The organism is Yeguia hominis (assembly GCF_014384705.1).
GTDB lineage: Bacteria > Bacillota > Clostridia > Oscillospirales > Acutalibacteraceae > Yeguia > Yeguia hominis.
Map to the genome: position 1 here is coordinate 63,424 of NZ_JACRSN010000005.1, position 13,404 is coordinate 76,827.

10 protein-coding genes and 1 other annotated feature (1 of these 11 only partly in view) are annotated in these 13,404 nt (G+C 49.4%); of the genes, 2 read left to right on the top strand and 8 right to left on the bottom strand.

What is annotated here, in order from left to right:
- The first annotated feature begins 87 nt into the window (after positions 1–87).
- The gene (locus tag IAG03_RS04505; protein WP_249318620.1) at positions 88–762 is read left to right on the top strand and encodes a D-lyxose/D-mannose family sugar isomerase; all 675 of its coding nucleotides are present in this window, start codon (positions 88–90) and stop codon (positions 760–762) included.
- 32 nt (positions 763–794) lie between these two features.
- Positions 795–3,656 carry an alpha-mannosidase gene (locus tag IAG03_RS04510; protein ID WP_249318621.1) on the top strand — a complete coding sequence of 954 codons (2,862 nt, stop codon included), beginning with the start codon at positions 795–797 and terminating at the stop codon, positions 3,654–3,656.
- A gap of 505 nt (positions 3,657–4,161) precedes the next feature.
- On the opposite strand, the gene IAG03_RS04515 is transcribed toward IAG03_RS04510, so the two are convergent.
- The 8 genes from IAG03_RS04515 to rplJ form a co-directional block, all read right to left on the bottom strand.
- The gene (locus tag IAG03_RS04515) at positions 4,162–5,352 is read right to left on the bottom strand and encodes an IS256 family transposase (RefSeq protein WP_249318622.1); all 1,191 of its coding nucleotides are present in this window, start codon (positions 5,350–5,352) and stop codon (positions 4,162–4,164) included.
- A 359-nt stretch (positions 5,353–5,711) separates the two neighbouring features.
- Positions 5,712–6,929, bottom strand: coding sequence for a cofactor-independent phosphoglycerate mutase (locus IAG03_RS04520; RefSeq protein WP_249318623.1), 1,218 nt, complete (start codon positions 6,927–6,929; stop codon positions 5,712–5,714).
- A 12-nt stretch (positions 6,930–6,941) separates the two neighbouring features.
- Positions 6,942–7,211: an acyl carrier protein gene (locus IAG03_RS04525; protein WP_249318624.1), complete on the bottom strand. Its 270-nt coding sequence runs from the start codon at positions 7,209–7,211 to the stop codon at positions 6,942–6,944.
- A 3-nt stretch (positions 7,212–7,214) separates the two neighbouring features.
- Positions 7,215–9,002: an HAD-IIIC family phosphatase gene (locus IAG03_RS04530; RefSeq protein WP_249318625.1), complete on the bottom strand. Its 1,788-nt coding sequence runs from the start codon at positions 9,000–9,002 to the stop codon at positions 7,215–7,217.
- A 30-nt stretch (positions 9,003–9,032) separates the two neighbouring features.
- Positions 9,033–10,427 carry a DHHW family protein gene (locus IAG03_RS04535; protein WP_249318626.1) on the bottom strand — a complete coding sequence of 465 codons (1,395 nt, stop codon included), beginning with the start codon at positions 10,425–10,427 and terminating at the stop codon, positions 9,033–9,035.
- Positions 10,428–10,452: 25 nt separating this feature from the next.
- Complete coding sequence (locus IAG03_RS04540; RefSeq protein WP_249318627.1) at positions 10,453–11,859, bottom strand: MBOAT family O-acyltransferase; 1,407 nt, start codon at positions 11,857–11,859, stop codon at positions 10,453–10,455.
- Between the two features lie 499 nt (positions 11,860–12,358).
- Entirely contained in the window at positions 12,359–12,739 is a 381-nt protein-coding gene (rplL, locus tag IAG03_RS04545) for a 50S ribosomal protein L7/L12 (RefSeq protein WP_249318628.1), read from the bottom strand.
- Positions 12,740–12,776: 37 nt separating this feature from the next.
- Positions 12,777–13,313, bottom strand: a complete 537-nt coding sequence (gene rplJ / locus IAG03_RS04550) for a 50S ribosomal protein L10 (RefSeq protein ID WP_249318629.1) — start codon at positions 13,311–13,313, stop codon at positions 12,777–12,779.
- A gap of 42 nt (positions 13,314–13,355) precedes the next feature.
- Positions 13,356–13,404, bottom strand: a sequence feature (ribosomal protein L10 leader region); it runs 97 nt beyond the window's last position.

Genomic DNA, 13,404 nt, shown 5'->3' on the forward strand with positions numbered 1-13,404 from the left:
GAGCCATACCCCGTTGGCGGGCGTAGGTTCCAACCCTTTTTTTGAATTATTAATTATTTATTCTGAGAGAACCGGAGTGCAACACAAATGAAACGTTCTGAAATTAACAAAACAATCAAATCTTCCCTGGAATTTTTAAAGCAGCTCAAATTTAACCTACCTCCTTTTGCCTATTGGACTCTAGGACAATGGAAAAACCAGACCGACGTCTGCCAAGAGATCAAGGATGCCATGCTGGGCTGGGATGTGACTGATTTTGGTTACGGAGATTTCCAGAGATATGGCTTTAGCAGCTTTACGCTGCGCAACGGTGTGCTGAACAATGACCGTTACAAAAAGCCGTATGCAGAAAAAATTATGATTTCCGCCGAGGATCAGGTTACGCCCTTCCATTTTCATTGGTATAAAATGGAGGACATTATCAACCGCGGCGGCGGAAATTTACTGATCCAGCTTTATAATTCTACCCCGGACGAAAAGTTTGCCGATACGCCTGTTTCCGTTTCGATTGACGGGATTTCCAAGACCTATGAGGCGGGGAGTATTGTTCGGCTGAAGCCTGGAGAAAGTATCAGCGTGACACCAAAGCTCTATCATAAGTTTTGGGCGGAAAAGGGATATGGAAAAACACTGTTGGGAGAGGTTTCCATGACAAATGATGACAATACGGATAATCGTTTTTATGACCAAACCAGCCGTTTTATAGAGATCATAGAGGACGAGGCACCTTTATATCTGCTTTGTAACGAATATCCGCGCTGAGTTTGCAGTCATCTTATTAAAGGAGAACTGAAATGCTGGAAAAATTATTGGATATTGTCGGTGATCCGGCTCCGAAAAATGGGTATCAGGAGCGAAAAAATGTAACAGATGTGGCTGAAAAGCGTCGGGTGGATTACTATCGTGATCGAATCATTGGACAAATGAAGCTTGCTTACCTGATTTCCAAATCATTAGATGGGAAATATCATGACTTGATTCGTGCGGCAGAGCAGTCGATTATAGCAGACTGCCAAAAAACCGGCTTGATTACACCAGAAGCGGTGGAAAAGGCTGAAAAAATTCTGATGCCGATTCAGGCGGAAGCAAAAAGCTATCAGATTATCTGTGCAGCGCATGCTCATATTGATATGAACTGGCAGTGGGGCTGGGATGAGACGGTTGGCGTTGTATTGGATACGCTGCGTACGATGTTGGATATTATGAATGAATATCCAGAATACAAATTTTCACAGTCGCAGGCATCCGTCTATAAAATTGTCGAAGATTACGACCCAGAAATGCTGGAGGAGATTAAACAGCGCGTCAAGGAGGGCCGGTGGGAGGTCACTGCGGCTACTTGGGTAGAATGTGATAAGAACATGCCGAGCGGTGAAAGCCTTGCGCGGCAGATGCTCTATGCCAAAGCTTATTTGACCAAATTGTTTGACCTGCCGGAGGGCTATCTTTCCATAGATTTTGAACCGGATACCTTTGGACATAGCCGCTTTGTTCCGGAGATGCTCAACGAGGCAGGAATCAAATATTATTATCACTGTCGCGGAAAAGGCTCCGGGGAACAGCTATATCGTTGGGTCGGGCCGTCTGGCGCAGAGGTGCTGGTCAACCGGGAAGCAAATTTCTACTTTACGAATGTGGATGAACTGATGGCATTGCATGCTTTTGATCTGTCTCAGAAATCGGGAGTTAAAACAAGCCTGCGGGTGTACGGGGTCGGGGACCACGGCGGCGGGCCGACCAGACGGGATATCGAACGGCTGTTGGACATGAACCAATGGCCGATCTTCCCAACAATCCGGATGGGAACTTATCATGAATTTTTTGCAGCAGTGGAAAAAGAGAAGGATAAGCTTCCGGTTGTAACGGGAGAGCTCAACTATATTTTTGACGGATGCTTCAGCTCACAAAGCGAAAATAAAGAGGGGAACCGCAAATCGGAAAATGAGCTTTATTCTGCGGAGGTTTATCAAACCCTTCTGTCTTTAGAGGGTGTCCGTTATCCTGCGGTTGATTTTCAGAAAGCATGGCAGGACGTACTATTTAACCAGTTCCATGATATTATTACCGGTTCTGGCGTTGCGGATACCCGCCATTATGCATTGGGGCTTTACCAGGGAGTTCGCGCTATCACTGGCAGCAAGCGGAAGCTTGCACTGAAAAAGATTGTTGACCGGATTGATACCAGTGCACTTGCCGGAGATGAGCTGGAAAATATGGATAATGTCACCCTGACGCGCGCATATGGAGCCGGAGCAGGTTCTTCCCAAATTGAACGCGGCTTAGGAAAAACGAGAATTTTTCATCTTTTTAACCCGGCTGCACATGAACGGGAGGAGGTCGTAGAAATCCTGTTGTGGGAATGGTATGGAGATACCAAGCGAATCCAAGTAAAGGATGCAGAAGGTAACGTCGTACCATCGCAGATGATAGACCAAGGATTTAACGTATATTGGTGGCATAAATATTTGCGGCTTCTGGTGAAGGTGAAGGTGCCGGCCTGCGGTTATGCTACTTATGTACTCTCTGAGGCAGAGATAAAGGATGTCCCAATCGACTATTGGTGGGAGCGTCGCCAGCAGCAGAAGGAAGAATTTGTGCTGGAAAACGATCTGATCCGTGTGACCTTAGGACGCGAAGACGGCAGTATCCAATCCATTGTTGATAAGAATACGGGCGCGGAACTGGCTGACCAAAAACGTCCGGCAGGTGTTTTCCGGTTCATTTGGGAGGCAAACCATAAAGCGGTGAACGAATGGCGGTCCGAGATGTCGGCATGGTTTATCGGACGTTACAAGCATATTGAAGCCATCAATCGGAATATGGAGATAACAGCTTCCTATGGCGTGCTGAGAAATTCAGTTACCTATCATGCCGCTTTCTCAAATTCCAAATTAGATGTGACCGTTTCATTGGACGACAATGAACGGTTTCTGCGGTATCAGGTAATCTGCGATTGGCATGAAGTTGGAACGCAGGATACCGGTGTGCCTCAACTCAGCTTTTACCTGCCGTTGGCATATCCCTGCGACTCTTATCGTTGCGACGTTCCATTTGGAATGATCGACCGGCAGGGGGCCGGTGTTGATATGCCGGCCAATAGCTTTGTAGCGGCAGTTAATTCTGATGAAACGCGGATGACGATGGTATTGACCGAGTCAAAATATGGGTTCCGGTGCGATGAGAACTCCATTTCTCTTCCGTTGTTGCGTTCCGCTTTTGATCCGGATCCTTATCCGGAAAATGGAATTTATCATTTTAATTTCAAGGTGGGATTTTTTACAGAGGTATTGCGGGGCAGTGAGATGATCCGCATGTCTCAGAGCTATAATTTGCCGGTGACTATTCTTTCCGCCTGTCCGCACGAAGGCAATCTTGCGCTGCAGAACAGCTATTTTAAAGTAGCGGAAGGAAATGCAATTGTTTCCGGAATGAAAGCGCCGGAATGTGGAAAGGCGAAGGAAATTGTTTTGCGCCTGTATGAGCCGGACGGCGTAGCCGGACGTGTTGTACTTCAGTTCGATCAGCCTCTGCGTTCGGCGAGCCTTGCAAATCTGCATGAAGAGCCGACCTCCTCACTGGATGACAAGATTGACGGCAATCGTTTGGCGCTCAATTTGAAGGCTTATCAGATTGCAACCATCAGGATTTCCTTTTAAGCGACAGCCTTTTAGGAATAATGAATGATGCTGGAACGAAAAACCAATATTTGGGACATGCTTCTCAGATGTATGGCGCCGGCCTCCTGCATGGTATCTGTTGCCAGCAAGGCCGCCATATCGCCACCGATCCGGTAATCCGATATGGCTTACGGCAACGCACCTGCGGGAGCAGAACAAGCTTACGCATCATACGCAAATGGTTGGGATGCTGCATTCTATTTTGCCATGTCGACGCGTGGCGTTCCAGCCATCGGCGTGGCAGCCGCAGGCTTGGTTACAGCGCTTTTGGCAGTCGGGGATCAGATCAGTGGCTCATCGATCTGATCACCGACTGCCTTTTCAGCTGCGGTACATACCCGTCGTTCACGGTCAGGCTTAGCGCTTGACAAGTTTTTTGATCTGCTCTTTGCTCAGCCCGAAAAGTACGACGCTCTCCCGGTTTGTTTTTTGGTACTGTCAAGAATTATGCGCAAAAAGGTTTGCAGACTCCGGCTGAATGAAGTCAGCCGGCAATAGGGACGTCGTTCAAAGCCGCCTCCAGATGCTTCATATTCATGTACTTCTTGTTGCCCCATTGGGTTCCAGCCACGTGGCGAAGCCTCGCGCAGACCAGCATCAGGGCGGAGTTCCCGTCGGGGAACGTTCCCGCCGCACGCGTCCTGCGGCGGATCTCACGGTTCAGCCGCTCGATCGCATTGCTGGTGCGGATACGCGTCCAGTGCTCGCTGGGAAAATCACAGCAGGTCAGCGTCTCCTCGATGCCGTCCTCAACCTTCTTGGCGGCTTCCTTCAGCTTCATTGTTTTTAACTTGGCAACGACAGCTCGTGCTTTCTCGCGGGAGGCTTTCTTGCTCTCCTGCGCGCGGATCGCCTTGAGCATTTTCGCTACCATCTTAACCTTGGATCTGAGCACAACGGAGAAAACATTGCGGTAGAAATGCACGATGCAGCGCTGGTATTTGGCATCTGGGAATACTTCGCCCACGGCCTCCAGCATCCCCATACACTTGTCTCCAACGATGAGCTTCACGCCGTTCAGCCCGCGGCCTCGCAGCCGCTGGAAGAAGCTGACCCAACTGGACTTGTCCTCTTTCATCCCCTCGGCAGCGCCCAGAACCTCACGAAACCCGTCCTCATTCACGGCAATTGCCGCCGGAATGGCGACATTTTCGTATTCTCCGCCCCAGTTGCGGCGCAGGTAGATGCCGTCCACATAGACATACGGATACCGTCCGCCCTGCAAAGGCCGGTTCCGCCAGTCCTCAATGTGGACGTAGGCTTTCTTATTTAGTTCGCTGACGGCAGCGGGCGAGACCTTGCTGTCCCACAGAACCTCGGTGATGTCCTCCACACGGCGCACGGAAACGCCAGCTAGGTACATCTCAATGAGGGCCTCCTCCACGCTGCTTTCCCGGCGGCGATACCGCTCGATGATGGCCGTCTCGAAGGACACGCCCTTGAGCCGCGGCATATGGAGCGTGACATCGCCGGAGGTCGTGGTGAGGTTCCGGTCATAGTGGCCGCTGCGATAGCCCTGACGAGCCTCGCTGCGCTCGTAGCGGGCCGCCTGCGTCAGAGACTCCGCCTCCTTTTCCAGCAGCTCGTTCAGGGTTTCTTCCGCGCTGCTTCGGACCAATTCCTTGATCTGCCCCTTGATTAGTTCCTCGTTTAGCTGTACAATTTTCTCGGACATTGTTTGCTGTCTCCTTTCGAATGTTTGTGTTGTGACTTCATTCTACCAGAGCCTGCAAGCGATGTCTTCTTTTTTGCTCGTTTCAATTTGCGCAACTTTTCTTACCTTATCTTGACAGTACCGGGGGAATAGAAAAAAGACACGTCCATGGGCGCCAAGAAGAAAGAAGCAAAAAGACAGCCGCAAATAAGCGGCTGTCTTTGCGTGGAATATAGAATTCAGAATTTTTTTTGCGAAAGGTCCGGAATAGCTCCTTATTGGGCGGTACAAACCACCCGTTCAATTGGTTGCTATGATGAAATGAATCGTTCGGTGCAAGTTGCGAAAAGGAAAACATTCCGGAAAGCGCAGCCAGTTTTTTAAGCCTGTGCCTCCTGCTGGAAAAGCCGGTTCATCATTTGACAGCCTTCCGGCACAAAGAGTCCGGTCTTTTCGGCTTCGGCTTCCGTATACCGGGGGGCAGGCGTTTTGCCCTCTTCAGTACTCCGATACAGGACAAACGGGACAGGATCTCCGGTATGGGTCCGTACAGAAAGCGGCGTCGGGTGATCCGGCATGATGAGCATGGAAAATTCTTCTCCCTCCAGCCCCTGCAGCATCCGGCCAATGACATCGCGGTCGATTCGCTCAATCGCAGTGACCTTGTTCTGTACTTCGCCGCGGTGTCCGCATTCGTCCGGTGCTTCCATATGGACATAGACAAAATCACAGCCATTGCGGAGAAGTTCCAGCGCCGCGTCCGCTTTTCCGGCAAAGTTTGTATTGACGTTTCCTGTTGCGCCCGGGACATCGACGCTTTTTAAACCGGCACAGATTCCGATTCCTTTAATCAGGTCAACCGCAGAGATCACGCCGCCCTTGACGCCGAATTTCTTTTCGAACAGGTCCAGGCGGGGACGGGTTCCCTCTCCCCAGAACCAGCAGGAGGTTGCAGGATGCAGCCCGCGCGCAATTCTTGCCCGGTTGACCGGATGGTCACGCAGAATCTCTCTGGAACGGCACTGCAGATCATAGAGCAATTGGCCGTACTCACCGGAGGGCAGATGCCCGCTGATCGGCTTGAGGCTGATATCGTGCGGCGGCGTGCAGGTGGTTCCGATTTTGGCGTGTTTCAGCACCAGGCAGTGCCGATAGCTGATACCCGGATAAAGCCGCAGATTTTCTTGCCGAAACGCGTCGTCAAGCGCGTGAATCAGCTGCGTGGATTCCTCTGTTGTAATTTCGTCGGAAGAATAATCGACCATGGTGGTATGCGTATAGTCCGCCTCGTCGGAAAGGGTGACCAGGTTGCACCGGAAGGTGACGTCATCGTCCTCCAGCGGAATGCCCATGCTCACCGCTTCCAGCGGAGAACGGCCGCTGTAGTAAATCCGCGGATTGTATCCCATGACGGAAAGGTTTGCGGTGTCAGATCCAAGCGGCATGCCGTCCGGAATGGTTTTCACAAGACCAACGGTTCCGTGCTGTGCAAGCCGGTCCATATGGGGCTTTTCGGCGGTTTCCAGCGGTGTCCGGTTTCCGAGTTCCGGTACCGGACGGTCGGCCATGCCGTCTCCTAAAATGACAATGTATTTCATACTGGGTTCTCCTTAGAAAAATTTCCTTTTTTTCTTTTCCGGTTTTGCGCGTTCCATGATGATTTTTGCCATCTCACCGACGTTTTTCATGGTTGAAACCTCTCCCATCGTGAAGCGGACATGGAACTCGTCCTCCACAGCGGAAATCAGGGTGATATGATTGAGGCTGTCCCAGTCCTCGATATCCGCAGCAGTTGTTTCCGGGGTAACGGTAATTTGGTCGTCGTCAAAGACATCGCGGAACACGGTGTTCAGACGCGCAAAAAGTTCTTCCTGTGTCATGTTTTATTCCTCCGTTTTTACTGTTATGACAAAATTTTTCTTTGTATAGTCCGAAACTGCAAGCTCCCAAATGGTATTTTTGTCGGCATCCTCTGCTACCAGTGTAAAACCAAAATCACGGTACAACTCACGAACCATATTGTTTTTTGCGGTTGGATAATAATATCCTCGAATCGTTTGGATGCCCTGCTGTTTGCAGATTTCTGCGAGTTGATCCATCATGGCAAATTCCATATCCCGCTTTAACACACGACAGCTCATCAGCCAGAGGTCGAGGTGCAGGACATCGGATTCTTTGTGTCCGATGACGACCGAAACGATTCCATTGTCTCCAAACTTGTCAAGGAGTTTTCCGTAGAGCCGGACTGCATTCGGGTCTTCAAACACCTGCTGCATTTCCTCTGTGTTATAGCGGCGTGTCGTCAGATTAAACTGATTGCTCTTGTTTGTCAGCTGTGTGATCCGCGGGAGGTACATCGGCTCAAAATCCCGGATAATGGCCGTCATCTGCAGGCTTTTCAGGTAGTCATTGTAGTCGGCAAATTGCTGCTCAGCCTGCGCACGCGCAAGATTCGCCTCATACATTTCCCCGCGTTTCAAATCTTCCTCAGAAAAGGTTGTCACTTCAAAAAAGCCGGAGCGATCCAAAATGGGGATATAGGTTTCGACGCTTCCGACTTCCGGGACAGCGGTCGATTTTAGGAAGTCTCGGAAAATAGCCCGTTCAGCCGGATTGTCGTCGACAAAGACGATGCTTTCCGGCAAAATTTGAAGCTCCTGCGCGGTTTGTGCGATGTTTTGCGCTTTATTTTCCCAATTGGCTTTGATTACCGTAAAATCGGCCGGTTTTAACGGCGCGTCCGGATGATTGAGTCCGGCAATTGCATTTTCTTCGTCGTTTTTCGAGCAGACGGTCAGGAGAATGCCGAGATCCTTCTGGGTCTTGAGGTAATTCTGAAATTCCCAGTAAGCCTGTCCCTGCGGGGTTTCCTGCCCGATTTCAATTCCGTTTACGCCGTCATCACCGACAATCCCGCCCCAAAGCGTGTTGTCGAGATCCAGTGCAAGCGCTTTTTTGTTCTTGCCAAAGATGGATTTGATGATATTGCAGAGATTGTAGCTGAACTCCGGAATCGCAGGTACACACAACGCATATTTATAAAGATACCAATACGATGGATCCGACCAGGCTGCCAGTCCGTAGCTTGCAGAAAGAAAGTTGATGTCGTGAATATAAAAACTGCGATGCGTCTGTGCATAGGTATAAAACTGTTCATTCAGACGGGTCACAAACCGGGTGCGGCCGCGGTAGTCGCTGGCATCCCGATTCCCAAGCAGCCGATAAAACGGCAATTCAAAATTATTTTGGATAATCGGGCAGTGATAGGTTTCCGCGAGCTTTTCCCACATGGTTTCAAAATGCTGATATTGCTGCGTAAGGGCAGCGTTTACCGCTTCTTCTGTATCGGTCATTTTCGGGAACGGAACCTGAATATTGCGCAAAGAAGTGTGAATGAACACGATGTCCGGCGCAAACGAATGAAGTTCCGGGTTCCCAAACATGGCATCTTGCCAATATTGCGCATACTCAGACTGATAAAAAGTGGGTTCAATGCCGTTGTCCAGCAAAAATAGTTCCAGTACCGATACAATATCGTTGGTGGTGGAACCGCCGAGCACCGCAATTCTCTTGGAAATGCGCGGCCGGCCGTCTGCGAGAAGCTGCCGGCGGATGCTTTTTCGGTGTTTTAAGATCCAGGCACCATCGAACGGATATGCCAAACCTTCCATGACTGCTTCCTCCATTTTGAATGGGATTTTTTACTGGGTGCGGATTTCTTCGGCACGGTTTCCGCCGCACGCGGTGAAGACACAATCCGCAAACAGGACGTCGGTAGCGCCTTTTTCCTGAATGTAGTCGATTGCATTGCGTTCAAAATACCGCATATCGACGACACAAACTTCTTCAAAAGAGTTGAGCAGGAACGGAACCATCGCGTTTCCAAAGCTGTCTTTAAACATCACAAGCTTGCGTCCGTTTTTCACATCCGTCTGAATTTCGGTGATGACTTCATCGCCGCCCATAATGGACGCATAAAGATTGCTGACATCCGTATCAAAAAAGAGCGTGTTGCCGCGGTCAAGTTCTTCGTAGGAAGGGCTGTAATATTTGACCGAATAAGTGTTTTGCGGCTTGTACATCACAAAGTCTTCAGGATGATTGAGCAGAACCGGGTCCTGCGTAAAGGCGTACATTGTGCCCACGTAACCCTCTGAAACCTCTTTGTCATAGCTGGAGAGATCCGGGAATGGAACGCCGGCTTGCTGCGCAAACACGCTTGCGCCGTAATAGGCGCCCAGCAGCGTCCAGTGATGGTCGGTACGGAAATAAATGTCCTCGTCTTTGTGTTCCGCAAGCGTCCCGTAAATGTCAACATGGTGAACGTTGTCATCCAGAAGGCCGCCGATTTGATCGATCCGAACCTTCGGGTCAATGGTCATATTTGCATAATTTCCCGGAATATAATAGGCGACGGAGACCGGAATGGTCATCTCGTAGACATTGACGCTGTCGCCGAGATCCGCCTGATAGGCATTGATCGTTTTGGCATAGTTTTCGGTGACATCATCCAGACCGAAGAACATCTCCATAGCCCGATCACCGACAACCAGGATGCTGCCGCCGGCTTCAAATTTTCCGTTTGCATCCGGCGCAGGCGTGTTTTGCGGTTCCGAACTGCTGGAACTTTCGCTGCTGACCGTACTCTCTGACGAGGTGCTCTCCGAAGAAGGCGCGGAAGAGGGGGCAGCGCTCGAAACATCCGTTCCTTCAGAGCTGCTGGGCCTTGCCGTTTCGGCTTCCTGGGCCTGCGGACCGGTGCCGCCGTAAATCACGACATCGTCTTGGCGGAATCCGCGCAGCAAAAGCAGGGCGCTTGTCCATTTTTTAAAAATGTCCCTTCCGGGAACCGTATCATCAAAATAATCGGAGACGCCGTCGGTAAACTCTCCGGAAAACAGCGAAGACACCGTCAGTTTTGGAAAGGCTGCCAATTTCCGCTTTTCGATGAGGGATTCGGTCGGACGTTTGCCGACCAGGAGAAAGAGCGTAATTCCGACAAATAAAAGCAGAAGAACGGCAACATTGACAAAGTGCATCCGCAACACCAGATTAACTCTTTGTTTATAACGTTTTTGAATTCGGTTTCTTCTCATCAGTTGTGCTTCCTTTCCTGCTGCCTTACCACCGGAAATAGAGGAAGGGGTTATTGGTTGCGTTGACCAGCATAATACTGCATACTAGTAACAGTACAACGTTGCAGACAACAGTTGCCGTGCTGTGAATAAGCATTCCCCGTCTGGAACGCTCCGCGAGCTGCCGGACAATTCGGAGAACCGGCAGGCTGAAAATGAGGGCGGCCAGTACGAGAAAAATATTGTTTGCAAAGGAACTCGCAAAAATCGGATCCGTAAATGCGTTTCCGTTTGCACCAATCAGGTTTTTAAAGAAATCGCCGAGCTTGCCCATATCTTCGAAATAGAAAATGCCGAAACCTACGATAATAACCAGTTTGTTGTACAGATGCATCAAAGCGCCCGGTGCGTGGTCAAGCCGTTTTTTGGTAATTAGGAGTTCGAGTGCAATAAAGACGCCAAAATACAGGCCCCAGATGATATAGTTCCAGTTCGCGCCGTGCCAAAGGCCCGTACAGAACCAGACAAGAAACAGTCCGCCATATTTCCGGCGGCGGCCAAAGAGCGGAATGTACAGGACATAATCGCGGAACCAGGTGCTTAAAGAGATATGCCAGCGCTGCCAAAATTCCGTGACGCTCCGACAGATGAACGGGTAGTTAAAGTTTTCATTAAAGTGGAACCCGAACAGGCGCCCAAGGCCGATTGCCATGTCGGAATACCCCGAAAAGTCAAAATAGATCTGTAAAGCATAGACCACAACAGCGTACCAGGTGCCGAGAACGGAAAGACCGCTGATGTCGGCTTTCCCAAAAAATGCTTCGACAATGGTGCCGAGGTTGTTTGCCAAAATAACTTTTTTTGCAAGCCCAATGATCAGGCGGTTGACGCCGACATTGACATCTTCCAGCGAAACGCTGCGCGAATCAATTTCCTCTGCAATGGTGCTGTAACGGACGATCGGTCCTGCAACCAGCTGCGGAAACAGCGAAATATACATCAAAAGCTTTGCGTAGCTTTTTTGAACTTCCACTTTGCCCCAATAGCAGTCGATGATATAGGAAAGTGCCTGGAACGTGTAAAAGCTGATGCCGATCGGCAAGGCAATTTTCGGCACCGGCAGATCGACCGGCAAAATTAAATTCAGATTATTTACAAAAAATGCGCTGTACTTGAAGACGCCGAGAATGCCGAGATCCATGACAAGCGCGACAGCCAGTGCAATTTTTGCACCGCCGGCGCCGCGGTATTTTTCAATCGCAAGTCCGCATAGATAATTGATCAGTGCATTCAATAGCAGGAGAAAGACGCCGAGCGGTTCTCCCCATGCGTAAAAAATCAAAGAAAAGACAATCAAAACAACATTTCGGTACACCAGTTTTTTGCTGAGCACATAACACAGCAAACATAGCGGCAAAAAGAAATATAGAAAAAACAGATCGGAAAAGACCATCGAACCTAACCACCCTTTAACGCCTTTATCTTTACGATTTGAAAACCATTCCCAATACAACTTTTATTGCGATATTCTTTTGCAATATCCGGATTCGTGCGCTCCGGATCAAAAGTGTTTCAAAAAAAGGAAACACTATCAATATACCATATTTCAGAATTTAAGTAAATGCTCAAACCCATAAAGAAAGATTACAATCGTCTTAAAAAATACAAATGATTCAAAAACTGCGGCAGAAATGCCTTGCATCAATCGGATCAAACAGCAATAACGGAGAAAAAGGCTGCATACATTTTGATGCAGTGTGATTTTCAGCCGAGATTTTGTGCGGGGACGGTCATGCTTTATAAGGTGCCTTGAGAATTAAAAAGCAGAAAAAGTGGGGAAGACGGAATCCACGCCGTTAGCAAGAGCGAAACTGAAAAAAGTTTAACCAGAAAAAGGACAAAAAAATCCCGGCAAACGATTTGTTTGCCGGGATTTGCATTTTTGAGAAATCTTATTTAACTTCGACTTCTGCGCCAGCCTCTTCGAGTTTCGCTTTGATTGCGTTTGCATCGTCAGAGGAGATCGCTTCTTTAACAGCCTTCGGAGCCTCGTCAACGAGAGCTTTCGCTTCTTTCAGGCCAAGGCCGGTGATTTCGCGGACAACCTTGATGACCTGGATCTTGTTTGCGCCAGCGCTCTTCAGGATGACGTCAAATTCGGTCTTCTCTTCAGCAGCCGGAGCAGCAGCGCCAGCAACAGGAGCAGCAGCAACAGCAACAGGAGCAGCAGCGGAAACGCCGAATTCCTCTTCGAGAGCCTTTACGAGTTCAGAGAGTTCCAGAACGGTCAGAGCTTTGACATCTTCAATCAGTTTTACGACTTTATCAGACATTGTAATATCCTCCATAAATTCAAATTTTTTCAATTGTTCAGGCAATTTCAGCCTGTTTCTCAGCAATCGCATTCAGCGCGACTACGAGGCCTTTGAGTGTGCCGTTGAGCACGGTTGCAAAGCCGGAAATCGGTGCATTGAGTCCGCCCAAAGCTTTTGCAACGAGAACCTCTTTCGAGGGAAGTTCTGCGAGGTTTTTGACCCCTGCGACATCGACGATATCCCCGTCAACAAAGCCGACCTTTACTTCGAAAGTCTTGTTTGTATCAGCGAACTTCGTCAGAACCTTTGCGGCAGAAACATAATCGCTGTCATGATAGGCGATAGCGGTCGTTCCTTCGAGATAGCTGTCGAGTCCTTCTACACCAGCGTCCTTAAGGGCACGGCCGAGAAGCGTATTCTTGACAACCTTGTAGGTGTTGCCGGCAGCGCGCAGATCGCGGCGAAGCTTTGTGTCGTCTGCAACGGTGATGCCCTTGTAGTTGACAATCACGCCGACGCAAGCAGACTTGAGCTCTTCCGACAGAGCAGCGACATACTGTTTCTTTTGTTCCAGAATTTTCTCGCTTGGCAAAATACATTCACCTCCATAATACTAGAATCCGCCGTATTGGAAGTGTATACCAAAATACCCTTCCCACACAGCACCGTGGGAAGGGTATACG